This window comes from Azotobacter armeniacus, from assembly GCF_054779355.1.
The window spans coordinates 56,653-81,144 of record NZ_BAAGYK010000116.1; the positions used below are offsets into that span (position 1 = coordinate 56,653).

Below are 24,492 nucleotides of genomic sequence, written 5' to 3' on the forward strand. Positions count from 1 at the left end.
GCCGCGGCTGGCCCCGGAGCTGCCCGGAACAGCCGGGAACAGCCGGGAACACACCGGCAGATGGCGCAAACCTCCAGAACCTACCCTACCCCGAAATCAGACACCATTGTAACTTATTGATTTTAATGGATAAATTAGACCTCTCCGCGCACACCCCAATGATGCAGCAATACTGGAAGCTCAAGCGCGAGCATCCGGACCAACTGATGTTCTACCGCATGGGCGACTTCTACGAGCTGTTCTACGAGGACGCCAGGAAGGCCGCCAAGCTGCTTGACATCACCCTCACCGCCCGCGGCCAGTCGGCCGGCAAGTCGATTCCCATGGCCGGGATTCCCTTCCATTCGGTCGAGGGCTATCTGGCCAAGCTGGTCAAGCTCGGTGAGTCCGTGGTGATCTGCGAGCAGATCGGCGATCCAGCCACCACCAAGGGCCCGGTGGAACGCCAGGTGGTGCGCATCATCACCCCCGGTACAGTCAGCGACGAGGCGCTACTCGACGAGCGCCGCGACAACCTGCTGGCTGCGGTGCTCGGTGACGAGCGGCTGTTCGGTCTGGCGGTGCTGGACATCACCAGCGGGCGTTTCAGCGTGCAGGAGATCAAGGGCTGGGAAAGCCTGCTGGCCGAACTGGAGCGCCTCAACCCGGCAGAGCTGCTATATCCCGACGACTGGCCGCCCGGCCTGCCGCTGGAGAAACGCCGCGGCGCGCACCGCCGGGCGCCCTGGGACTTCGACCGCGACAGTGCGCACAAGAGCCTCTGCCAACAATTCGCCACCCAGGATCTCAAAGGCTTCGGCTGTGACGGTCTGAACCTGGCTATCGGCGCCGCCGGCTGTCTGCTCGGCTATGCCAGGGAAACCCAGCGCACCGCCCTGCCGCACTTGCGTAGCCTGCGCCACGAGCGCCTTGACGATACTGTGATCCTCGACGGTGCCAGCCGGCGCAATCTGGAGCTGGACATCAATCTTTCCGGCGGACGCGACAACACCCTGCAAGCAGTGATCGACCGCTGCCAGACCGCCATGGGCAGCCGCCTGCTCGGCCGCTGGCTGAATCGCCCGCTGCGTGATCGCGCCGTTTTGGAGGCGCGCCAGGACTCCGTCGCCTGTCTGCTGGAGAACTACCGCTTTGAAAGCCTGCAGCCGCAGCTCAAGGATATCGGCGATGTCGAGCGGATCCTCGCCCGCATCGGCCTGCGCAACGCCCGCCCGCGCGACTTCGCCCGCCTGCGCGACGCCCTTGCCGCGCTGCCGCAGTTGCAGGCGGCGATGACATCACTGGAAGCACCACACCTACAGGCCCTGGCCGACAGCATCCGCACTTATCCCGAACTGGCCGAGCTGCTGGCCCGCGCCATCATCGACAACCCGCCGGCGGTGATCCGTGACGGCGGCGTGCTCAAGCAGGGCTACGACGCCGAACTGGACGAGCTGCTGTCGCTCAGTGAGAACGCCGGCCAGTTCCTCATGGATCTGGAGGCGCGGGAGAAGGAGCGCACCGGCCTGCCCAACCTCAAGGTCGGCTACAACCGCATCCACGGCTACTACATCGAGCTGCCGCGGGTGCAGGCCGAGCAGGCGCCGGCCGACTACATCCGCCGGCAGACACTGAAGGGTGCCGAGCGCTTCATCACCCCGGAGCTGAAGGCCTTCGAGGACAAGGCCCTGTCGGCCAAAAGTCGCGCCCTGGCGCGGGAAAAGGTGCTCTACGAGGAGCTGCTGGAGATCCTCATCGGCCAGCTGGCGCCACTGCAGGAAACCGCGGCCGCCCTGGCCGAACTGGACGTTCTGGCCGACCTCGCCGAACGGGCGCTGAACCTCGACCTGAACCGTCCTCGCTTCGTCGAAGAGCCCTGCCTGCGCATCCGCCAGGGCCGCCACCCGGTGGTCGAGCAGGTGCTGGACACGCCCTTCGTCGCCAACGACCTGGAACTCGACGACAGCACCCGGATGCTGACCATCACCGGGCCGAACATGGGCGGTAAATCCACCTACATGCGCCAGACGGCGCTGATCGTGCTGCTCGCCCACATCGGCAGCTTCGTCCCGGCAGCCAGCTGCGAGCTGTCCCTGGTGGACCGCATTTTCACCCGCATCGGCTCCAGCGACGACCTGGCCGGCGGCCGCTCTACCTTCATGGTGGAGATGAGCGAGACCGCCAACATCCTGCACAACGCCAGCGAGCGCAGCCTGGTGCTGATGGACGAGGTCGGTCGGGGGACCAGTACCTTCGACGGCCTGTCGCTGGCCTGGGCAGCGGCCGAGCATCTGGCCGGCCTGCGTGCCTGGACCCTGTTCGCCACCCACTACTTCGAGCTGACCGCACTGGCAGAAAGCCAGCCAGCCGTGGCCAACGTGCACCTGTCGGCCACCGAGCACAACGAGCGCATCGTCTTCCTTCACCACGTGCTGCCGGGGCCTGCCAACCAGAGCTACGGCCTGGCGGTGGCTCAACTGGCCGGGGTGCCGGGGGCGGTGATCGCCCGCGCCCGCGAACACCTGACACGCCTGGAGACAACCAACCTGCCCCACGAGGCGGGTAAACCCCTGCCGCCAATCCAGAACGATTTGTTCGCCAGCCTGCCGCACCCGCTGCTGGAGGAATTGGCGCGTATCAGGCCGGATGATTTGAGCCCACGCCAAGCCCTCGAGCTGTTATATACATGGAAAACGCAGCTCTAACGCATACCCAAGCAAGCTGTTAAAATCGCGCGCTTTCAGGGAATTCCGGGATCTTTAGCCTGAAGCCCGGGGCCCTTTCATACAAGCAGGGAGCCGGCTCGGTTCCACAGCTGCGCCTGAGGAGAACACTGGAATGGCCTTCGTCGTCACCGACAACTGCATCAAGTGCAAGTACACCGACTGTGTTGAAGTCTGCCCGGTAGATTGTTTCTACGAAGGGCCGAACTTCCTGGTCATCCACCCGGACGAGTGCATCGACTGCGCGCTCTGCGAGCCCGAGTGCCCGGCCCAGGCGATCTTCTCCGAGGATGAAGTGCCTGAGGACATGCAGGAATTCATCCAGCTGAACGCCGATCTGGCGGAAGTCTGGCCGAACATCACCGAGAAGAAGGAAGCCTTGCCGGATGCGGAAGAATGGGATGGCATTAAGGGCAAGCTGCAGCATCTCGAACGCTGATTCCGCGTCGAAACGCAAAGGCCCGCCGAATGGCGGGCTTTTGCGTTTTTACAGGCAACAAGTTTCGCTGCAACCGGAAACCGGAGCCGCCCCTCGCACAGCGCCATCTCCGCTCTGCGAAAGGGGCGGGACCGCGCGCTACTGGAACAGCGCGTCGCTGGACAAGCCGTTCTTCTCGAGGATTTCCCGCAGACGCTTGAGCGCCTCGACCTGGATCTGGCGCACCCGTTCGCGGGTCAGACCGATCTCCTGGCCCACCTCCTCCAGCGTGCAACTCTCGTGACCGCGCAAGCCGAAGCGGCGTACTACCACTTCCCGCTGCTTGTCGGTCAGATCGAACAGCCACTGGTCGATGCTCTGCGACAGATCATCGTCCTGCAGCAGGTCGCAGGGATCGGAGGGGCGATCGTCGGTCAGTACGTCGAGCAGGGTCTTGTCCGAATCCGGGCCCAGCGAGACATCGACCGAAGTGACCCGCTCGTTGAGCCCAAGCATGCGTTTGACTTCGGCGACCGGCTTCTCCAACAGGTTGGCAATCTCCTCCGCCGTGGGTTCGTGATCGAGCTTCTGGGTTAACTCGCGCGCCGCCCTCAGATAGACGTTGAGCTCCTTGACCACATGGATCGGCAGACGGATGGTGCGGGTCTGGTTCATGATGGCCCGCTCGATGGTCTGGCGAATCCACCAGGTGGCATAGGTCGAGAAGCGGAAACCGCGTTCCGGGTCGAACTTCTCCACCGCCCTGATCAGACCCAGATTGCCCTCCTCGATCAGGTCGAGCAGTGACAGACCACGATTGACATAGCGACGGGCGATCTTGACTACCAGCCGCAGGTTGCTTTCGATCATCCGTTTGCGCCCGGCTGGATCGCCCCGCTGGGCCAACCGCGCGAAATGCACCTCTTCCGCTGGGGTCAGCAGCGGCGAGAAGCCGATTTCATTGAGATAAAGCTGGGTCGCATCCAGCGCCCGACTGTAGTCGATATATTTATGCTGCTTAAGGTTCGCCTGCCTGGATTTCGCAATGGGGAGGTCCGGCTCGTCATCCAGGACATCTTCCAGTACGATCTCCGACTCCATCAGCAGCATATCGTCGCCTACATCAAACTCCGGCGCTTCTTTTGCTTTTATATTGAGAGCCATCGTTGTTGTCCCATGCTATGTTAACGAGCTCCGGCGCCGCCATCCAATGGCTAACACCTGAGCCCTTATCTCTGACTGGAACGGGCTGCAGCGGTTCACCGGGAAGGTAGATATTGCAGTGGATCCACCGGTTTGCCCTGGCGGCGAATCTCGAAATGGAGCTTCACCCGATCAGTACCTGTCGACCCCATTTCGGCAATAGTCTGCCCCGCCTTGACCTGTTGCCCTTCCCGAACCAGCAGCCTGCGGTTGTGACCATAGGCACTGACATAGATATCGCTGTGTTTGATAATGATCAGTTCACCGTAACCCCGCAATCCACCTCCGGCGTAAACAACCGATCCATCAGACGCAGCCAAGACAGGCTGGCCCAATTGTCCGCCGATATCAATGCCTTTATTCAAACTACCGTTTGAGGAAAAGCGTCCCACCAAGAGACCGTCGGCCGGCCAGGACCAGCCGGACGGCGAACGGGACGGTGCCGCCGCCTGGGAGCCGGGAGCCATTGTCGCGGATTTCGCCTGGACCTTCTCTTCGGCCGGCTTGACCGGGGCCGTCGCCACGGCAGACGGGGTCGCCGCAGGGGCTGCTGGAGCAGCAGCCCCTGATGGGGTCGGCCGCCGAGCCGGCTGGGACGTGCTGATCTGACGCGCCGGGCTGAAGTAAATCTTCTGTCCCGGATGGATCACATAGGGTGCGCTAATACCATTGCGGGCCGCCAGCTCCTGCCACTCCCAGCCATAACGCATGGCGATGGAGGAAATCGACTCGCCACGGCTGACCACATGGTGGCCGCCGGTGACGCGCGGAGCCTCCTGGCGCTCCACCACCTGCACGCTGTCCCGGGAAGAGCTGGCGCAGCCAGCCAGCAGCAGGACAAAGGCGACTCCGCCCAGAGGGAACCGGGCAACGCGGCCGCCAATTCGAAATTGAAAAACTCTGAGACTCACCCGTGCATCCCCTTTCCGATGACCCGATGACGTAACTCTGGAATTCTGCCGAACCCTGGCTACTCGGCAACGCTGCCTGCCGGCTGGCGACGACCGGCCAGCCGCTCGAGGAACAGCACCAGCCCGACTCCGGACAAGGCCAGGACAGTGGCCAGCAGCAGCTGCGGATCCTGCCCGCTGATAGCGGCGAAGTCGCCCGGCAGCAGGTTTTCCTGCAGCATCGCCACAGGCTCCCCATGGCTGCCGGTCTGCCAGGTCAGCGTCTGCTTCCAGGGCCAGACCTTGTTCAGCGAGCCGATCATCAGACCGGTGAGGAAGGTCAGGGTCAGGTTGCGCATGTTGTCCAGCATCCAGCTCAGCAGGCGGGCGAAGCTGAGCAGGCCACAGGCACAGCCGGCGGCGAACACCAGCAGCACGGGCAGATCGAATCCTTTGACCGCATCAAGCACAAAGCTGTAGAGCCCCATCAGCACCAGCAGGAAGCTGCCGGAAACACCCGGCAGAATCATCGCGCAGATGGCAATGGCGCCAGCGAAGAACAGGCTCAGGGGGTCGTGCCCCCATTGCATCGGCGCCGCCACGGTGATCCACCAGGCGAACAGCGCGCCCAGCGCGAAGCTCAGCCGGCCCGACCAGCTCCAGCGGCTGATCTCACGACCGACCAGCCAGCTCGATACCATGATCAGGCCGAAGAAGAACGACCAGAGCGGGATCGGCTGATGCACCAGCAGCCAGGTGATCAATCGCGCCAGGCTGAACACGCTGCCCAGGATGCCGCTCAGGAGGAGCAGCAGGAAGGTCGCATTGGCACGCTGCCAGGCCTCCGCGACGCGCCCGCGCAGCAGCAGCGGCAGGGCGCTGGGCAGACTGCCAATGGAGTGCAGTAGCTCGTCATAGATACCACTGATGAAAGCGACGGTGCCACCCGAGACACCGGGCACGACATCGGCCGCCCCCATGGCGGCGCCCTTCAGAAAAAGAAGCAAGGAAGATTTCACGGAGTCCATCCAGAACGGTCAGAACAAGGAGCCTTGGAGCAAAGGCACGAAACGCACGGTTTCCAGCATATGACGGCGAAAATCGTCGGCCTCGCGAACGATCAGCAACAACTGCTGCTCGTCGCCGGCACCTACCGGAATCACCAGACGACCGCCGGGGGCCAGCTGTACCAGCAGTGCTGGCGGCACGTTCGGAGCAGCAGCGGTGACCATGATGCCATTGTAGGGCGCCAGCGCCGGCCAGCCCTCCCAGCCGTCCCCCCAGCGAAAGACCACATTGCGCAGCTTGAGTTCGAGCAGTCTTTCCTTGGCACGCTCCTGCAGCGTCTGGATTCGTTCGACGGAGAACACCCGCTCGACCAATTGCGCCAATACCGCCGTCTGGTAGCCGGAACCGGTACCGATCTCCAGCACCTTGTCCAGCGGACCGCCAGCGAGCAGCAGCTCGGTCATGCGGCCGACCATATAGGGCTGGGAAATCGTCTGGTTGTGGCCGATCGGCAGGGCAGTGTCCTCGTAGGCCCGGTGCGCCAGGGCCTCGTCGACGAACAGATGGCGAGGCGTGCGGCGGATTACCTCGAGCACCGGGGCACTGGACAGGCCCTCCTCGCAGAGGCGCTGGATCAGCCGCTCGCGGGTACGCTGTGAGGTCATGCCGATGCCACTGTGCAACAGGCCATCATGCCAGCGGCGCATCAGAGCAGGCCCTCCAGCCAGCTGTCGAGACCAGCGAAGGCCTCATGAAAGGTACGGTCGAGCTGCAGCGGGGTGATCGACACATAGCCCTGCATCACGGCGTGGAAATCGGTCCCCGGCCCGCCATCCTCGACGTCGCCGGCCACCGAGATCCAGTAGCCCTCCCTGCCGCGCGGATTGACCACCTTGACCGGCGCCTTGGCCCGGGCCCGATGGCCGAGGCGGCACAGGCGGATGCCGCGGATGTGGTCGAGGGGCAGATTCGGGATGTTCACGCTGAGCACGGTGCGGGGCGGCAGCTCGAGCCGCGCGTGATGCTCGACCAGGGTACGAGCGATGTGCGCAGCCGTCGGCAGGTTGTCCGGCTGGTGCGACAGCAGCGAGAAGGCGAAGGCCGGCCGGTTGCAGAATCGCCCCTCGATGGCGGCCGCCACGGTTCCCGAATAGAGCACGTCGTCGCCCAGGTTGGCGCCCTGGTTGATGCCGGAGACCACCATGTCCGGAACCTGCTCCAGCAGGCCGTTGAGACCCAGATGGACACAGTCGGTGGGGGTACCGTCTAGGGCGATGAAGCCATTCGGCAGGCGTTGCGGATGCAGTGGCCGGTCCAGAGTCAGCGAACTGCTGACGCCACTCATGTCCTTGATGGGTGCGACGACCACGCACTCGGCCATATCGACCAGAGCATCGTGAAGCGCGGCGATGCCGGAGGCATGCACCCCGTCGTCGTTGGCGATCAGAATACGCATGAAGTGTCCATTTGACCCGCCGGCAGCAGATCGACGAACTCGCGCACCACGACAGTGGCGAAGCAGCCGGCCGGCAGGACGAATTCCAGTTGCAAGATATCGGTAGTGGGATAATGCCACGCCAGCCGATCGATGGGGAGGCGCAGGATGCGCCGTTCGTGCACCATGCCCGCCTCTCCCAGCCAGTCGCACAGCGGCGCCTCACTCCGGCCGACGGTCTCCTCCAGCGCCTGACCGGCCGCGCCAGCCGGGGAGTCGCCCACCCCCCAGAGCGGTCCGGTAGGATGCAGGTCGAGCAGCGCCAGACGCGGGTCCGCGCATTCGGCCTCCTCCGCCATGAAGAAGCTGCGGCTGTCGGTGAAGGCCAAGAGGTCGCCAGGCTGCGCCCGGTTCCAGCTGCCGGCCGCGACCCGCTCGGCCAGCACCCGGTTGAACAGGTAGCTGCGCGCCGCCGAAAGCAGCCGCGAGCGCAGGTTGCGCTGGGTCGGCAGCTCTCTCCGCCCGGCGAGGGCACGGGCTTCGGCGAGGTTGCCGCCGTCATGGCCGAAGCGCTGCAGGCCGAAGTAGTTGGGCACCCCCTCGCGGCGGATCCGCTCCAGGCGCGCGTCCAGCGCCGGACGATCGGCGGCGAGGCCGGTCAGGCGCAGGATGAAGCCGTTGGCCGCATGGGCGCCGCGCTGCAGTTTCCGCGAATGGCGGGCGCGCTCGAGGATGCGCAGGTTGTCGCCTTCCGCGGCAGCGAGATCGGGATCGGCCTTGCCCGGCAGGTGCAGGCTGAACCACTGGCGGGTCAGCGCCTGGCGATCCTTCAAGCCGGCATAGCTGATTGCCTTCAGCGGCATCCCGGCGGCGCGGGCGAGGCGCCGCGCCGCCTCCTCGGTGTTCAGCCCGCGCTTCTCCACCCACAGCCAGAGGTGCTCGCCCTGCCCGCTCAGCGGGATGTCCAGCACCTCGTCGACCTGGAAGTCCTCCGCGCAGGCTTTGAGCACCGCCTGGCCGCAGGCTTTGCCATGAGCCCTGGGCCCGAGCAGTTCGAGCTCCGTCATAGCGGCAGCAGCAGGGCAACCGCATACACGGCGATGCCCTCCTCACGGCCGGTGAAACCGAGCTTCTCGGTGGTGGTGGCCTTGACGTTCACCTGATCCAACTCGACTGCAAGATCGGCGGCGATATGCGCACACATGGCCTCGATGTGCGGAGCCATCTTCGGCGCCTGGGCGACGACGGTGGCGTCGACGTTGCCGACCTGCCAGCCCTTGCCCCGCACCAGGGCGCTCACATGGCGCAACAGCATGCGGCTATCGGCCCCCCTGAACTGCGGGTCGCTGTCCGGGAAGTGCCGGCCGATATCGCCCAGCGCCGCGGCGCCGAGCAGTGCGTCGCAGAGCGCATGCAGCAACACGTCGCCGTCGGAATGGGCGAGCAGTCCGAAACGGTGGGGAATCCGCACCCCGCCGAGGGTAATGAAATCACCCTCGCCAAAGCGGTGCACGTCGTAGCCGTGGCCAATACGCATGATGAAGAACACCCTGAAAAGTCGGGCCGTGATTCTACAGGAGTCTCGCCAGGTAAGAGCCAGCCTACTGGCGATCAAGGCTGCCGGGAGTCAGAGCACCAGCAAGCGGGCTCCTAAAGATTCAGCGCAACGGCATGGTGGCGCAGATGATCGTCGATGAAGCTGGCGATGAAATAATAGCTGTGGTCGTAGCCCGCTTGCAGGCGCAGGGTCAGCGGATGTCCGGCCGCTGCCGCTGCGGCCTGCAGGGCCTCGGGCTTGAGCTGGCCGGCGAGGAAGCCGTCGGCATCGCCTTGGTCCACCAGGATTGGCAGACGCTCCCGGGCCCCGGCGAGCAGCGCGCAGGCATCCCAGCCTTTCCAGGTCTCGCGATCCTTGCCCAGATAGCGACTGAAAGCCTTCTCGCCCCAAGGACAAGCGCTCGGATTGGCGATCGGCGCGAAGACCGACAGCGAACGGTAGCGCCCCGGATTGCGCAGGGCACAGACCAGCGCGCCATGGCCGCCCATGGAATGGCCGCTGATGCCGCGCCGACCGGAAACCGGGAAGCTGGCCTCGACCAGCGCCGGCAGCTCGTCCACCACGTAGTCGTGCATGCGGTAGTGCCGCGCCCAGGGCTCTTCGGTAGCATTCAGATAGAAGCCGGCGCCGTGGCCGAAATCCCAGGCGCCGTCCGGATCACCCGGCACCTCGGTGCCGCGCGGGCTGGTGTCCGGAGCGACCAGCACCAGCCCCAGTTCGGCGGCGAGCCGGTGCGCGCCGGCCTTCTGCATGAAGTTCTCGTCGGTACAAGTCAACCCCGACAGCCAGTAGAGCACCGGCAGTTGGCCGCCCTGCTCCGCCTGTGGCGGCAGGTAGACGGCGAACACCATGTCGCATTGCAGGGTGTCGGAGTGGTGGCGGTAACGGTTGTGCCGACCACCGAAGCTTTTCTGGCTGGAGAGCAGTTCGAGGGCCATGAGCAATCCTTGAACGTTGTCTGGCCGGACGCGAAGCGTCCAAAGTGGCGCGCTCATGCAAAAGCATGGGCGCGATCAACGGGAACCCTACGCCTTCCCCATTCAGAAGTGGATGACGGTACGGATGCTCTTGCCCTCATGCATCAGGTCGAAGGCCTGGTTGATATCCTCCAGCCCCATGGTGTGGGTGATGAAGGTGTCCAGCGGGATCTCGCCCTTCTGCGCCTTCTCCACGTAGCTCGGCAGCTCGGTGCGCCCCTTCACGCCGCCGAAGGCGCTGCCGCGCCAGACGCGGCCGGTGACCAGCTGGAACGGCCGGGTGCTGATCTCCTGGCCGGCACCAGCCACGCCGATGATGGTCGACTCGCCCCAGCCCTTGTGGCAGCACTCTAGCGCTGCGCGCATCAGTTGCACATTGCCGACGCACTCAAAAGAATAATCCACGCCGCCATCGGTCATTTCGACGATGACGTCTTGGATTGGCCTGGCATGATCCATGGGATTGACGAAGTCGGTAGCGCCCAGCGCGCGGGCGATGCCGAACTTGGCCGGGTTGATGTCGACGCCGATGATGCGGCTGGCCTTGGCCATCTTCGCGCCGATGATTGCCGCCAGCCCGATGCCGCCCAGGCCGAAGATCGCCACGGTGGCGCCCTCGGTGACCCTGGCGGTGTTGAGCACCGCGCCGATGCCGGTGGTCACGCCGCAGCCGAGCAGGCAGACCTTCTCCAGCGGCGCGTCCTTGGGGATCTTGGCCAGGGAGATTTCCGGCAGCACGGTGTACTCGGAGAAGGTCGAGCAGCCCATGTAGTGGTAGATCGGCTGACCCTGGTAGCTGAAGCGGGTGGTGCCGTCCGGCATCAGGCCCTTGCCCTGGGTGGCGCGCACCGCCTGGCACAGGTTGGTCTTGCCGGACTTGCAGAACTCGCACTCGCGGCATTCGGCGGTATACAGCGGAATCACGTGATCACCGACCTGCAGCGAAGTCACCCCCTCGCCCACCGCCTCGACGATGCCGCCGCCCTCGTGGCCGAGGATCGTCGGGAAGATGCCTTCCGGGTCGTCGCCGGACAGGGTGAAGGCATCGGTATGGCAGACGCCGGAGGCGACGATACGCACCAGCACCTCACCCCTCTTCGGCGGCTCCACATCCACTTCGATGATCTGCAAGGGTTGTTTCGGACCAAAAGCGACGGCGGCGCGGGACTTAAGGGTCATGACAGACAGTCTCGATGCATTGGAAAGCCAGAAGTCTAATTCAAGGACCGGAAGGGATGACCGGTCATCCGGAAAAGATTCCCGCCCTCCCTTTCGGCGAGAAAGAGGGGCGCGCTCAGCCGTCCGCCCAGCGCCGGGCTAGCCACTGCAGGTCTTCCGGGCGGGTGATCTTCAAGTTGTCCGCGCGGCCCTCGATCAGCCGCGGCGCCTGTCCGGCCCACTCCATGGCGGAGGACTCGTCGGTAATCGCCACGCCGGCCTGCAGCGCGTCGCCCAGCGCCTGGCGCAGGGCGCCGAGGCGGAACATCTGTGGCGTGTAGGCCTGCCAGATCACCGAGCGGTCCACGGTCTGGCGCACCCGGCCATCGGCATCGGCGCATTTCAGGGTGTCCCGCGCAGGCACCGCCAGCAAGCCGCCGACCGAGTCGTCGGCCAGTTCGGCAAGCAGCAGGTCCAGATCGGCGCGGGCCAGGTTCGGCCGCGCGGCATCGTGCACCAACACCCAGTCCGACGCGCCCGCGCCCTGCCCGGCGAGCAGCTGCAGAGCGTTGAACACCGAATCGGCACGCTCGCCGCCACCTGCGGCGCGCAGGATGCGTCCATCGCTGGCGCAGGACAGCTGCGGCCAGTAGGGGTCATCTGCCGCCAGGCTGACCGCCAGCCCCTTCAGGCGGGGGTGGCCGAGGAAGCAGTCGAGGGTATGCTCGAGAATGGTCCTTCCGCCGAGCAACAGATATTGCTTGGGACGGTCGGCACGCATGCGGCTGCCGATACCGGCAGCCGGGATGACGGCCCAGAAGGATGGCAGGTCGGGGGCGTTCATTTGGTCAGCTGATAGAGGGTCTCGCCTTCCTTGACCATGCCGAGCTCATGGCGGGCGCGCTCCTCGACGGTTTCCATTCCCTTCTTCAGCTCCCGCACCTCGGCCTCGAGAATCCGGTTGCGCTCGTGCAGGCGCTCGTTCTCGCCCTGCTGTTCGGCGATCTGCCGCTTCAGTTCAGTCACCTGCGCCAGACTGCCATCACCCACCCACAAGCGATGCTGCAGGCCACCCAGCAGCATGGCCAGCACGACGAAAAGCCAGGAATGACTACGCAGGAATGACATGTGGATACTTCGCTTGGGTACGAAGGCAAAAAAGCTTCGCCAGGCCTCTGCTCATGGGTTCGCTCGCCCGCCATACGAAAAGGGGCAGCTTGCGCCGCCCCTTTCCAAGGCATGTCACGGCTCAGCCGCGGAACTCGACACGCCCCTTGTACGGAGCCTTGGCGCCCAACTGCTCCTCGATGCGCAGCAGCTGGTTGTACTTGGACACGCGGTCGGAGCGGCACAGCGAGCCGGTCTTGATCTGCCCGGCAGCGGTACCCACGGCCAGGTCGGCAATGGTGGTATCCTCGGTTTCGCCGCTGCGGTGGGAGATCACCGCAGTGTAGCCGGCGGCCTTGGCCATCTGGATGGCTTCCAGGGTTTCGCTCAGCGAGCCGATCTGGTTGAACTTGATGAGGATCGAGTTGGCGATGCCCTTCTCGATGCCCTCTTTCAGGATCGTGGTGTTGGTCACGAACAGGTCGTCGCCGACCAGCTGCACCTTGGCACCGATCTTCTCGGTCAGGCCCTTCCAGCCCGCCCAGTCGGACTCGTCCATGCCGTCCTCGATCGAGATGATCGGATAGCGCTGGGTCAGACCGGCCAGGTAGTCAGCGAAACCGGCGGCGTCGAACGTCTTGCCTTCACCGGCCAGGTCGTACTTGCCGCCCTTGTAGAACTCGCTGGAAGCGCAATCCAAGGCCAGGGTCACGTCGCTGCCCAGCTTGTAACCGGCCTTCTCGACCGCTTCGGCGATGGCAGCCAGGGCGTCCTCGTTGGAAGCCAGGTTCGGCGCGAAGCCGCCTTCGTCGCCCACCGCGGTGTTGAGGCCACGGGCCTTCAGCACGGCCTTGAGGTTGTGGAAGATCTCGGCACCCATGCGCAGCGCGTCGGCGAAGGTCTGGGCACCGACCGGCTGCACCATGAATTCCTGGATGTCGACGTTGTTGTCGGCATGCTCGCCGCCGTTGATGATGTTCATCATCGGCACCGGCATGGAGTAGACGCCCGGGGTGCCGTTCAGATCGGCGATGTGCGCATAGAGCGGCACGCCCTTGTCCTTGGCGGCTGCCTTGGCAGCGGCCAGGGACACGGCGAGGATCGCGTTGGCGCCCAGGCTGGCCTTGTTCTCGGTGCCGTCCAGCTCGATCATCGCCCGGTCCAGCGCCTTCTGGTCGGCCGGATCCTTGCCCAGCAGCAGGTCGCGGATGGGGCCATTGACGTTGGCCACGGCCTTCAGCACACCCTTGCCCAGATAGCGTCCCTTGTCACCGTCGCGCAGCTCCAAAGCCTCGCGGGAGCCGGTGGAGGCACCGGACGGGGCGCAGGCACTGCCGATGATGCCATTGTCGAGAATTACGTCGGCTTCCACGGTGGGATTGCCACGGGAGTCGAGCACTTCGCGTCCCTTGATGTCGACGATCTTTGCCATTGTTGTTCAACACTCCATAGATAGCTGCAAGCAACAGGGTTCAAGCAGTTTCGATTGGCGGGAATTTCTTGACCAGCGCATCCAGCTGCGCGAGTTGGGCGAGAAAGGGCTCGAGCTTGTCCAGGCGCAGGGCACAGGGGCCATCGCACTTGGCGTTGTCGGGGTCCGGATGGGCCTCGAGGAACAGCCCGGCCAGGCCCTGGCTGATGCCGGCCTTGGCCAGATCGGTGACCTGGGCGCGGCGGCCGCCGGCGGAGTCGGCACGACCGCCCGGCATCTGCAGGGCGTGGGTCACGTCGAAGAACACCGGGTACTCGAACTGCTTCATGATGCCGAAGCCGAGCATGTCGACCACCAGGTTGTTGTAGCCGAAGGAGGTACCGCGCTCGCAGAGGATCAGCTGGTCGTTGCCGGCCTCCTCGCACTTCCCGAGGATGTGCTTCATCTCCTGCGGGGCGAGGAACTGGGCCTTCTTGATGTTGATCACCGCACCGGTTTTCGCCATGGCGACCACTAGATCGGTCTGCCGGGAGAGGAAGGCCGGCAGTTGGAGGATGTCGCAGACGTCCGCCACCGGCGCCGCCTGATAGGGCTCGTGCACGTCAGTGAGCACCGGCACGCCGAAGGCTTTCTTCACATCCTCGAAAATCCGCATGCCCTCTTCCAGACCCGGACCACGGAAGGAAGCGATCGAGGAACGGTTGGCCTTGTCGAAGCTGGCCTTGAACACGTAGGGAATGCCGAGCCTCTCGGTGATCCGTACGTATTCCTCGCAGACTCTCAGCGCCAGATCGCGGGACTCCAGCACGTTCATCCCGCCGAACAGTACCATGGGCTTGTCGTTGGCGATCTCGATATTGCCGACACGGATGGTTTTCTGGGTCATGTCTCAGGCCTTACGGGCTTTCTGCGCAAGCGCGGCGTTGACGAAACCGCTGAACAGCGGATGGCCGTCGCGCGGGGTGGAGGTGAATTCCGGGTGGAATTGGCAGGCGACGAACCAAGGATGGTCGGCCACCTCGATCACCTCCACCAGCGCCCCATCGCCAGAGCGGCCGGTGACCTTGAGGCCAGCCCCGGTCAGTTGCGGCAGCAGGTTATTGTTGACTTCGTAGCGGTGGCGGTGACGCTCGACAATCACCTCTTTGCCGTAGCACTGGCGCACCTGGGAGCCGCCCTCCAGCTGGCAATCCTGGGCGCCAAGGCGCATGGTGCCGCCCAGGTCGGAGGACTCGCTGCGGGTCTCGGTGGCACCAGTGGCGCTCTGCCATTCAGTGATCAGGCCGACCACCGGATGGCCGGTAGACTTGTCGAATTCGGTGGAATTGGCATCAGCCCAGCCTAGCACATTACGGGCATATTCGATCACTGCCACCTGCATGCCGAGGCAGATGCCCAGGTAGGGGATCCTGTTCTCGCGGGCATACTTGACCGCGGCGATCTTGCCCTCCACGCCGCGCAGGCCGAAGCCGCCCGGCACCAGGATGGCATCGGCGCCTTGCAGCAGCGCGGTGCCCTGGTTCTCGATGTCTTCCGAGTCGATGTAGCGCAGGTTGACGCGGGTGCGATTCTGGATGCCGGCGTGCCCCATGGCCTCGATCAGCGACTTGTAGGCGTCCAGCAGTTCCATGTACTTGCCGACCATGGCGATAGTGACCTCCTTCTCCGGATGCAGCTTGGCATCGACCACGCGTTCCCATTCGGCGAGGTCGGCGCTTTTGCATTCCAGACCAAAGCGCTCGACGACAATGTCGTCGAGGCCCTGGGCATGCAGCACCGAAGGAATCTTGTAGATGGTGTCGACGTCTTCCAGGGCGATCACCGCGCGCTCCTCCACGTTGGTGAAGAGGGCGATCTTGCGCCGCGAGGAGATGTCGATCGGGTGATCGGAGCGGCAGATCAGTACGTCTGGCTGCAGGCCGATGGAGCGCAGCTCCTTCACCGAGTGCTGGGTCGGCTTGGTCTTGGTCTCGCCGGCGGTGGCGATGTAAGGCACCAGGGTCAGGTGGATCAGCATCGCGCGCTTGGCGCCAACTTCCAGGCGCAGCTGGCGGATCGCCTCGAGGAACGGCTGGGACTCGATGTCGCCGACGGTGCCGCCGATCTCCACCATCGCCACGTCGGCATCGCCGGCGCCCTTGATGATGCGCCGCTTGATCTCGTCGGTGATGTGCGGGATGACCTGGATGGTTGCGCCCAGATAGTCGCCGCGTCGCTCCTTGCGCAGCACGTCCTCGTAGACGCGACCGGTGGTGAAGTTGTTGTTGCGAGTCATGGTGGTGCGCACGAAACGCTCGTAGTGGCCCAGATCGAGGTCGGTCTCGGCCCCGTCGTGGGTGACGAACACTTCACCGTGCTGGAAGGGGCTCATGGTGCCCGGATCGACGTTGATATAGGGATCCAGTTTGAGCAAGGTGACCTTCAGCCCCCGCGCCTCCAGGATAGCCGCCAAGGATGCCGATGCGATGCCTTTCCCCAATGAAGAAACAACACCGCCCGTGACGAAGATGTAGCGCGTCATGAATAACCCTAGAAGTCTGCGTTTAAGCGGCCGGCGCCGCCGGGAAAGCGAAGGAGCGATTGCGCACTGTGCGACAACAGCAAAGCACTGCGGGTTCCCTGACTAGAGTCCGCAATAACGATGTAAGACGGGAGCGTAGTCTACCGGAAAGGGGTTTTCAGCTCAAACCTCGACATTTTCCGGCGGCCTCCAGACCAGCCTCCAAGCTCCATCGGCCGGCCCGTCGAGGCCGGGCAGAGCGGCCACGGCAAGCAGCTCGGCGCCGTGGTAGAGCAGTGGCAGGCGGCCGCGGACGAAGGTCGGCAGGCCACACTCGTTGAGCAGGCGCTTCAGGTCGCGATGGCCGCGCCCCGGCACTGCCAGCACCTCGCCGCCCTGTCGGTAGCGCACCTCGAGGAGAGCGCTCGGCCCCTGACCCTGCAGTTGCAAGCAGCCGTTGCCCGGCAGCGCCAGGGGCTCTGCCGGCCGGCTCCAGGACAACGGCCCGACAGGCGGGCGCAGCCAGTCGCCGGCAAGCCACCAGATCCGTCCCGAAGCCCGGCGCAGCTCGCCTCCGGCCAGCCGCCAGACTGGCGCCGCATCCACCGCCGCATCACGCAGCGCCTCCCAGCCGGCCCAGTGGTCGGTATCCGGCAGGGGCGTGAAGGGCTCCAGCCAATGGCGCAGGGCATTGCGCTGGCGCGCCGGGGACAGTCCGCGCAGCGGCGCCAGGGCCAGCGACGGCAGCCCGAGCCAGAAAAAGGCCCCCTCATTTCCAGCGGCGGCCAGATCCAGCTGCGCCAGATCGTCCAGCAGCTCCTGGGCCTCGGCCATGTGCGCGGCGCTGCGGGCCATGTTTCGCACGGCCTGCGGCCAGCGCTCAGCGAGCAGCGGCAGTAGCCGGTGACGCAGGAAATTGCGGGAAAAGTGCTGATCGCGGTTGGAGGGATCCTCGACCCACTGCAGCCCCTGGGCGACAGCATAGCGCTCCAGCTCGGCGCGGGAAACCTCCAACAGGGGCCGCAGCAGCCGACCGCGACCGAGCGAACGCATGTCCGGCATGGCCGCCAGACCGCGCACCCCGGCCCCACGCAGCAGGCGAAACAGCAGGGTTTCCGCCTGGTCGTCGCGATGCTGGGCGGTCAGCAACAGCTCGCCCTCCCCGAGCATTTCGGCGAAGGCCCGGTAGCGCGCCTCGCGGGCGGCATGCTCGAGGCTGGCGCCGGCCTCGACGCGAACCCGGCGAACCTGCAGGGGAACCCCCAGCCGCGCGCAGACCTGCCGGCAGTGTTCCGGCCAGTCGTCGGCCACGCTCTGCAGGCCGTGATGGACGTGGAGGACAGACAGCGGCGGCAGGCGCCGCCGCCGGCCGAGACGTACCAGCAGATGCAGTAGGACGGTGGAATCCAGCCCGCCGGAAAAGGCCAGGCACCATCCCGGCGCGTCGCACCAGGGGGCCAGGACGGTGAACAGGCGGGACTCCAAAGTCATGCTGGATAAATCGCGGAAGCATCAGCGCAGCGGGCCCGAAGCCCCTGCGCAGCACACAGACCGACCGGCAGATCCCGAACGAGCCAGGCGCATCCGCCCAACCCCGCCGGAGTGCTGCCGGTCGTCGCCCATCAGATCCTGCCGTAGCTCATCAGGCGGTCGTAGCGCTGCTCGAGCAGCGTGTCGCTATCCAGGCTGCGCAGCTCCTCCAGCTGGGCCTGCAGCTGCTGGCGGATGCCGCCGGCGGTGGCGGCCGGATCACGGTGGGCGCCGCCCAGGGGTTCGCCGATCACTTCGTCGACAATGCCGAGATCCTTCAGGCGCGCGGCGGTAATGCCCATCGCCTCGGCGGCATCGGCGGCCTTCTCGGCGGTGCGCCAGAGGATCGAGGCGCAGCCTTCCGGGGAAATCACCGCGTAGGTCGAATACTGCAGCATGTTCAGACGGTCGCAGACACCGATCGCCAGCGCACCGCCGGAGCCGCCCTCGCCGATCACCGTGGCGATGATCGGTGTCTTCAGACGTGCCATTACCCGCAAGTTCCAGGCGATGGCCTCGCTCTGGTTGCGCTCCTCTGCGTCAATTCCGGGATAGGCGCCGGGGGTGTCGATGAAGGTCAGGATCGGCAGCTTGAAGCGCTCGGCCATCTCCATCAGGCGACAGGCCTTGCGGTAACCCTCGGGGCGCGGCATGCCGAAGTTGCGGCGGACCTTCTCGCGCACGTCACGCCCCTTCTGATGGCCGATGACCATTACCGGCTCGCCGTCCAGACGCGCCACACCGCCTACGATGGCGGCGTCGTCGGTGAAGTGGCGATCGCCATGCAGCTCTTCGAATTCGGTGAAGATGTGCTCGAGGTAGTCGAGGGTGTAGGGACGCCGCGGATGCCGCGCCAGCTGGGCGATCTGCCAACTGGTCAGGTTGCCGAAGATGCTCGCGGTGAGCGCATGGCTCTTGTCCTGGAGGCGGGAAATTTCGTCGCTGATGTTCAGTGCATTGTCATCGCCAACCAGACGCAGCTCTTCGATCTTGGCTTGCAGGTCGGCAATCGGCTGTTCGAAATCCAGAAAGTTCGGGTTCATAAGTTTCCGTCTTGAGTCGACGGCCAAGCCGCCGTTTGCTGTTCCGTTTGGCGCCCTAACCTTACGGAATCGGGCACCTGGCGTCGAGAATCGGAGCAGTCCGGAGCGACCCTCGCGCACGATAATTCCACCGGCATTCGTCTCAGCGGTAGTGCAGGAAGACGTTGTCCTTGCCGAACTGGTCACGCAGCGCCTGGATCAGGCTATCCGCCGGATCGATCCGCCACGCCTCACCGAACTGCAGCAGGGCCCGCGCATCGTGCCCGATGTAGTCCAGAGTGATCGGACAGGCACCACGATGACGACTGCAGAGCTCCGCCAGCCAGCGCAGGCGGTCGCCCACCAGCGCCTCGCTGGCGACCTGCAGGCGCAGGCTCTCGGCCAGTCCGGTGCGCGCCTCCTCCAGGCTCATCACCCGCTTGGCGCGCAGGCGCAGGCCGCCGGAAAAGTCATCGTTGCTGACCTCGCCCTCCACCACCACCAGGGCATCGGTTTGCAAAAGCGCCTGGGCGCTGGCGAAGGCATCGGCGAACAGCGAGGCCTCGATCCGCGCAGACCGGTCATCGAGGGTGATGAAGCCCATCTTGTCGCCCTTCTTGTTCTTCATCACCCGCAAGTTGACGATCAGCCCGGCGACGGTCTGGGTATCCCGCGCTGGACGCAGTTCGACGATGCGCTGGCGGGCGAAGCGGCGGACTTCCCCCTCGTACTCGTCGATCGGGTGGCCGGTCAGGTACAGGCCGAGGGTGTCCTTTTCACCCTTCAGGCGCTCCTTGAGTGATAGCTCGCGGGCGTTGCGATGGTTGGCATAGACATCCGCCTCGGGCTCGGCGAAAAGCCCGCCAAACAGGTCCAGGTGGCCGCTGTCGGCGCTGCGCGCGGTTTGCTCGGCTGCCTGCACGGCTTCCTCCACGGCGGCCAGCAGGACCGCCCGGTTGCGGTCGATGTTCGCCTGGTAGGCCTTGATTTCGTCGGAGAAGTACGGCCCCAGGCGGTCCAGCGCTCCACCGCGGATCAGCGCCTCCAGGGTACGCTTGTTGATCCGTTTGAGATCGACCCGCGCACAGAAGTCGAACAGGTCGGTGAATGGACCGCCCGCCCTGCGACACTCGACGACGGCCTCGACCGGCCCCTCGCCGACCCCCTTGATCGCGCCCAGGCCGTAGACGATGCGGCCCTCGTCGTCGACAGTGAACATGAATTCGGAGTTGTTCACGTCCGGCGCGACGATGTGCAGCTTCATGCTGCGGCACTCCTCGATCAGGGTCACCACCTTGTCGGTATTGTGCATGTCCGCCGAAAGCACCGCGGCCATGAAGGACGCCGGGTAGTGGGTCTTCAGCCAGGCGGTCTGGTAGGAGACCAGGCCATAAGCCGCGGAATGCGACTTGTTGAAGCCGTAACCAGCGAACTTTTCCACCAAATCAAAGATGTTGCCCGCCAGGTTGCCATCGATGCCGTTGCTGGCGCAGCCTTCGATAAAGCCGCCGCGCTGCTTGGCCATCTCCTCCGGCTTCTTCTTGCCCATGGCGCGACGCAGCATGTCGGCGCCACCCAAGGTATAGCCGGCCATCACCTGGGCAATCTGCATCACCTGCTCCTGATAGAGGATGATGCCGTAGGTGGGCGCCAGCACGGGCTTGAGGCCCTCGTACTGGTAGTCCGGGTGCGGATAGGAGATTTCCGCCCGGCCGTGCTTGCGGTTGATGAAGTCGTCCACCATGCCCGACTGCAGCGGGCCCGGGCGGAACAGCGCCACCAGGGCGATGAGGTCTTCCAGACAGTCCGGCTTGAGCTTCTTGATCAGCTCCTTCATGCCACGCGATTCGAGCTGGAACACCGCGGTGGTCTCGGCACGCTGCAGCAGTTCGTAGGTCCTTCGATCGTCCAGCGGGATGAAGTCGATATTCACCGGATCCAGGCCCTTTTTCGCCTGTTCGCGGTTGATGGTCTCCATCGCCCACTTGATGATGGTCAGGGTGCGCAGGCCGAGAAAGTCGAACTTGACCAGGCCAGCGGCTTCCACGTCATCCTTGTCGAACTGGGTCACCAGACCGGCGCCGTCCTCGTCGCAGGCGATCGGCGCGAAATCGGTGAGCTTGGTCGGCGCGATCACCACGCCGCCGGCGTGCTTGCCGGTGCCGCGGGTGATGCCCTCCAGCTTGAGGGCCATGTCCCAGATCTCCTGGGCCTCCTCATCGTTCTTGAGGAATTCGCGGAGCATCTCTTCCTGCTCGTAGGCCTTCTCCAGGGTCATGCCGACCTCGAAGGGGATCATCTTCGACAGGCGGTCGGCCAGGCCGTAGGACTTGCCCTGCACCCTCGCCACGTCGCGCACCACCGCCTTGGCCGCCATCGAGCCGAAGGTGATGATCTGGCTCACCGCGTTGCGCCCGTAGGACTCGGCCACATAGTCGATGACCCGGTCGCGGCCGTCCATGCAGAAGTCGACATCGAAGTCGGGCATGGAGACCCGCTCGGGATTGAGGAAGCGCTCGAACAGCAGGTCGTAGGCCAGCGGATCAAGGTCGGTGATCTTCAGTACATAGGCCACCAAAGAACCGGCGCCGGAACCGCGGCCGGGACCGACCGGCACACCGTTGTTCTTCGCCCACTTGATAAAGTCCATCACAATCAGGAAGTAGCCGGGAAAGCCCATCTGGATGATGGTGCCCAGCTCGAACTCCAGGCGGTCGACGTAAACCTGGCGCTTCTCCTCGTAGTCGGGCGTGGTTCCCTTCGGCCAGAGCACCGCCAGGCGCTCCTCCAGCCCCTCGAAGGCCACCTGGCGCAGGTAGTCGTCGATAGTCATGCCTTCCGGCACCGGAAAATTGGGCAGGAAGTGCTTGCCCAGGCGCACCTCGATGTTGCAGCGCCGGGCGATCTCCACGCTGTTCTCCAGCGCCTCTGGCAGGTCGGAAAACAGCTCCCACATCTCCGCAGGTGTCTTCAGGTACTGCTGGTCGGAGTAGTTGCGCGGCCGCCGTGGGTCGCCGAGGGTGCGGCCCTCGCCGATGCAGACGCGGGTCTCGTGGGCCTCGAAGTCCTCCTGCCTGAGAAAGCGCACGTCGTTGGTGGCCACCAGGGGGGCGCCGCAGCGGCTGGCCAGTTCGACGGCGGCATGCAAATACTCCTCGTCGCCGACCCGGCCGGTGCGCTGCACCTCCAGGTAGAAGCGCTCGGGGAACACCGCCAGCCACTCGCCGAGCAGCGCCACGGCCTCCTCGGCATGGCCGTTGAGCAGGGCCAGGCCGACCTCCCCTTCCCTCGCCCCGGACAGCGCGATCAACCCATCGGCGGCCTCCTTCACCCAGTCGCGCTGGATGATCACCAGGCCACCGTTGTGCTGGCCGTCGGTCCAGCCACGGGAAACCAGTTCGGTGAGGTTGCGGTAGCCCCCGGCATCCATCGCCAGCAGGGTCAGGCGCGACAGCGGGCCGTCGACCTCGGGGCTGGCCAGCCAGAGATCTGCGCCGCAGATCGGCTTGACCCCGCCGCCCATGGCAGTCTTGTAGAACTTCACCAGCGAGCACATGTTGCTCTGGTCGGTGACCGCCACCGCCGGCATGCCCGCTCCGGCCACCGCCTTGATCAGAGGCTTGATCCGCACCAGGCCATCGACCAGGGAAAATTCGGTGTGCACGCGCAGGTGGACGAAGGAAACGGACATGGCAGACCTTGACTGACAGGGAAACGGCAGAAGCAGGATTGTAACCGTCTTACTGGCAACTGTTCGCAACGAGCGTCCGCTCAGGAAAGCAGGACTTCGGGCAGGACATAGATGCCGGGGCTAGCGTCGAGCAGTTCGCGCACCGGCGCGAAGGAGCGCCGATGGATGGCGGTCGGCCCCAGACGGGCCAGGGCCTCCAGGTGCATGGCGGTGGGGTAGCCCTTGTGCCTGGCCAGTCCGTAGCCGGGATAGAGGGCATCCAGCACGAGCATTTCCCGATCCCGGGCGACCTTGGCGAGAATCGATGCCGCGGCGATGGCCGGCACCTGGGCGTCGCCCTTGACCACTGGCGCACAGGGCACTGCCAGCTGCGGACAGCGGTTGCCGTCGATCAGCGCCAGGCGGGGCGTCACGGCGAGACCCTCGACGGCACGCTGCATGGCCAGCAGGGTCGCCTGGAGGATGTTCAGCCGGTCGATCTCTTCCACTTCGGCGCGGGCAATGCACCAGGCCAGTGCCTTCTCGCGGATTTCCTCGAACAGCGCCTCGCGACGGGTCTCGGAGAGCTTCTTCGAATCGTTCAACCCAAGGATCGGTCGGCCCGGGTCGAGAATCACCGCGGCAGTAACCACCGCCCCGCAGAGCGGGCCGCGGCCGACCTCATCGACGCCGGCGACCAGCGCCTCGACCCGGCCGAAGTCCAGGCCCAGCTGCATCAACCGCGCTCCGCCAGCTCGAGCACCGATTCGGCCGCCTGGCGCGAGGCGCCCCGGCGCAGCGAGCGATGGATGGCATCGAAGCATTCGGTCTGCTCCCGGCCAGTCTCCAGCAGCGGCATCAACGCCTCGGCCAGCGCCTCAGGGGTCGCACGCTCCTGCAGCAGCTCGGGCACCAGCGCCCGACCGGCGAGCAGATTGGGCAGGGAAAAGAACGGTGTCTTTACCAGATGCCTGGCGACCTTGTAGGTCAGCGGCGCCAGGCGATAGGCCACGACCATCGGCCGCTTGTACAACAGGGCCTCCAGGGTTGCGGTACCGGAGGCGATGAGAACCGTGTCGCAGGCGCCGAGCGCCTCGTGGGAGCGGCCGTCGAGCAGCATCACCGGCAGGTCGCGGCGGGTGTGGCTGAGCATCTCCTCGAGCTGTCGGCGCCGTTCGGGACTGTCGCAGGGCACCACAAAGCGCAACGCCCCGGAATGCAGCGCCAGCAGACGCTCGGCAGCCTCGAGAAACAGCGGGCCGAGACGGGCCAGCTCGCCGCCGCGGCTGCCTGGCAGCAAAGCAATGATGGTCTCTCCCGCAGTCAGCTCCAACGCAGCGCGGGCGGCGTCGCGATCGGCCTGCAGGGGAATCTGATCGGCCAACGGATGGCCGACGAAACGCACCGGCACGTCCTGCGCCTCGTAGAACTGCGCCTCGAAGGGAAACAGGGTGAGCATCAGGTCGCAGGCTTTGCGAATCTTCAGCACACGCTTCTGCCGCCAGGCCCACACTGACGGGCTGACATAGTGCACGGTGCGGATGCCGGCGCGGCGCAGCCTGAGCTCGACCCCCAGGTTGAAATCCGGCGCATCGATGCCGATGTACACGTCGGGCCGGGCTTCGATCAGGCTGCGGATCAGCCGCCGGCGGCGCAGCAGCAGCTCGGGGAGGCGGCCGAGCACCTCGAACAGCCCCATGACCGCCAGGCGCTCCATGGGGAAATACGACCGCAGGCCTTCGGCCTGCATGCGCGGGCCTCCAACGCCGATGAACTCGATATCCGGACGGACCGCCTTCAGAGCCTGCATCAGGCTGGCGCCGAGGATGTCGCCGGACGCCTCGCCAGCTACCAGGGCCACGCGTAGCACTTTAACAACCAT

At 65.3% G+C, this 24,492-nt stretch carries 21 protein-coding genes; 2 read left to right on the plus strand and 19 right to left on the minus strand.

Features of this window, described 5'->3' with window-relative positions:
• Positions 1 to 125 precede the first annotated feature (125 nt).
• Positions 126 to 2,684 (plus strand): DNA mismatch repair protein MutS, encoded by a 2,559-nt coding sequence (gene mutS / locus ACYVD0_RS15495; RefSeq protein ID WP_460427637.1) that lies wholly within the window; start codon positions 126 to 128, stop codon positions 2,682 to 2,684.
• Positions 2,685 to 2,817: 133 nt separating this feature from the next.
• Positions 2,818 to 3,141 carry a ferredoxin family protein gene (fdxA, locus tag ACYVD0_RS15500; protein WP_460427638.1) on the plus strand — a complete coding sequence of 108 codons (324 nt, stop codon included), beginning with the start codon at positions 2,818 to 2,820 and terminating at the stop codon, positions 3,139 to 3,141.
• Positions 3,142 to 3,279: 138 nt separating this feature from the next.
• Here fdxA and rpoS read toward each other — a convergent pair whose 3' ends face one another.
• From rpoS to lpxB, 19 genes are all read right to left on the minus strand, one after another.
• Positions 3,280 to 4,284 carry an RNA polymerase sigma factor RpoS gene (gene rpoS, locus ACYVD0_RS15505; protein WP_460427639.1) on the minus strand — a complete coding sequence of 335 codons (1,005 nt, stop codon included), beginning with the start codon at positions 4,282 to 4,284 and terminating at the stop codon, positions 3,280 to 3,282.
• Positions 4,285 to 4,379: 95 nt separating this feature from the next.
• A complete protein-coding gene (locus tag ACYVD0_RS15510; protein WP_460427640.1) occupies positions 4,380 to 5,234 on the minus strand; it encodes a M23 peptidase family protein in 855 nt (284 codons plus the stop codon).
• Between the two features lie 59 nt (positions 5,235 to 5,293).
• Positions 5,294 to 6,232: a polyprenyl-phosphate transporter gene (locus ACYVD0_RS15515; RefSeq protein WP_460427641.1), complete on the minus strand. Its 939-nt coding sequence runs from the start codon at positions 6,230 to 6,232 to the stop codon at positions 5,294 to 5,296.
• 18 nt (positions 6,233 to 6,250) lie between these two features.
• Positions 6,251 to 6,928: a protein-L-isoaspartate O-methyltransferase gene (locus ACYVD0_RS15520; RefSeq protein ID WP_460427642.1), complete on the minus strand. Its 678-nt coding sequence runs from the start codon at positions 6,926 to 6,928 to the stop codon at positions 6,251 to 6,253.
• Complete coding sequence (surE, locus tag ACYVD0_RS15525; protein ID WP_460427643.1) at positions 6,928 to 7,677, minus strand: 5'/3'-nucleotidase SurE; 750 nt, start codon at positions 7,675 to 7,677, stop codon at positions 6,928 to 6,930. The genes ACYVD0_RS15520 and surE overlap by 1 nt, the downstream gene beginning before the upstream one ends.
• On the minus strand, positions 7,665 to 8,723 hold the full coding sequence (truD, locus tag ACYVD0_RS15530) for a tRNA pseudouridine(13) synthase TruD (protein WP_460427644.1): 1,059 nt from the start codon (positions 8,721 to 8,723) through the stop codon (positions 7,665 to 7,667). The genes surE and truD overlap by 13 nt, the downstream gene beginning before the upstream one ends.
• A complete protein-coding gene (ispF, locus tag ACYVD0_RS15535) occupies positions 8,720 to 9,193 on the minus strand; it encodes a 2-C-methyl-D-erythritol 2,4-cyclodiphosphate synthase (RefSeq protein WP_460427645.1) in 474 nt (157 codons plus the stop codon). Before ispF ends, truD begins: the two co-directional genes overlap by 4 nt.
• A 113-nt stretch (positions 9,194 to 9,306) precedes the next feature.
• Positions 9,307 to 10,152 (minus strand): alpha/beta hydrolase family protein, encoded by an 846-nt coding sequence (fghA, locus tag ACYVD0_RS15540; RefSeq protein WP_460427646.1) that lies wholly within the window; start codon positions 10,150 to 10,152, stop codon positions 9,307 to 9,309.
• 102 nt (positions 10,153 to 10,254) lie between these two features.
• Positions 10,255 to 11,370, minus strand: coding sequence for an S-(hydroxymethyl)glutathione dehydrogenase/class III alcohol dehydrogenase (locus tag ACYVD0_RS15545; protein WP_460427647.1), 1,116 nt, complete (start codon positions 11,368 to 11,370; stop codon positions 10,255 to 10,257).
• Positions 11,371 to 11,485: 115 nt separating this feature from the next.
• Complete coding sequence (gene ispD, locus ACYVD0_RS15550) at positions 11,486 to 12,193, minus strand: IspD/TarI family cytidylyltransferase (protein WP_460427648.1); 708 nt, start codon at positions 12,191 to 12,193, stop codon at positions 11,486 to 11,488.
• On the minus strand, positions 12,190 to 12,477 hold the full coding sequence (gene ftsB, locus ACYVD0_RS15555; protein WP_460427649.1) for an FtsB/FtsL family cell division protein: 288 nt from the start codon (positions 12,475 to 12,477) through the stop codon (positions 12,190 to 12,192). The genes ispD and ftsB overlap by 4 nt, the downstream gene beginning before the upstream one ends.
• A gap of 121 nt (positions 12,478 to 12,598) precedes the next feature.
• Positions 12,599 to 13,888, minus strand: a complete 1,290-nt coding sequence (gene eno / locus ACYVD0_RS15560; protein WP_460427650.1) for a phosphopyruvate hydratase — start codon at positions 13,886 to 13,888, stop codon at positions 12,599 to 12,601.
• A 40-nt stretch (positions 13,889 to 13,928) separates the two neighbouring features.
• Complete coding sequence (kdsA, locus tag ACYVD0_RS15565) at positions 13,929 to 14,774, minus strand: 3-deoxy-8-phosphooctulonate synthase (RefSeq protein ID WP_460427651.1); 846 nt, start codon at positions 14,772 to 14,774, stop codon at positions 13,929 to 13,931.
• A 3-nt stretch (positions 14,775 to 14,777) separates the two neighbouring features.
• On the minus strand, positions 14,778 to 16,409 hold the full coding sequence (locus ACYVD0_RS15570; RefSeq protein ID WP_460427652.1) for a CTP synthase: 1,632 nt from the start codon (positions 16,407 to 16,409) through the stop codon (positions 14,778 to 14,780).
• Between the two features lie 162 nt (positions 16,410 to 16,571).
• Entirely contained in the window at positions 16,572 to 17,879 is a 1,308-nt protein-coding gene (gene tilS, locus ACYVD0_RS15575; protein ID WP_460427653.1) for an adenine nucleotide alpha hydrolase family protein, read from the minus strand.
• 131 nt (positions 17,880 to 18,010) lie between these two features.
• The gene (locus ACYVD0_RS15580) at positions 18,011 to 18,961 is read right to left on the minus strand and encodes an acetyl-CoA carboxylase carboxyltransferase subunit alpha (RefSeq protein WP_460427654.1); all 951 of its coding nucleotides are present in this window, start codon (positions 18,959 to 18,961) and stop codon (positions 18,011 to 18,013) included.
• Positions 18,962 to 19,103: 142 nt separating this feature from the next.
• Positions 19,104 to 22,631, minus strand: a complete 3,528-nt coding sequence (dnaE, locus tag ACYVD0_RS15585) for a DNA polymerase III subunit alpha (RefSeq protein WP_460427655.1) — start codon at positions 22,629 to 22,631, stop codon at positions 19,104 to 19,106.
• Positions 22,632 to 22,711: 80 nt separating this feature from the next.
• Positions 22,712 to 23,347: a ribonuclease HII gene (rnhB, locus tag ACYVD0_RS15590; RefSeq protein WP_460427656.1), complete on the minus strand. Its 636-nt coding sequence runs from the start codon at positions 23,345 to 23,347 to the stop codon at positions 22,712 to 22,714.
• Positions 23,347 to 24,492, minus strand: a complete 1,146-nt coding sequence (gene lpxB, locus ACYVD0_RS15595; protein ID WP_460427657.1) for a lipid-A-disaccharide synthase — start codon at positions 24,490 to 24,492, stop codon at positions 23,347 to 23,349. The genes rnhB and lpxB overlap by 1 nt, the downstream gene beginning before the upstream one ends.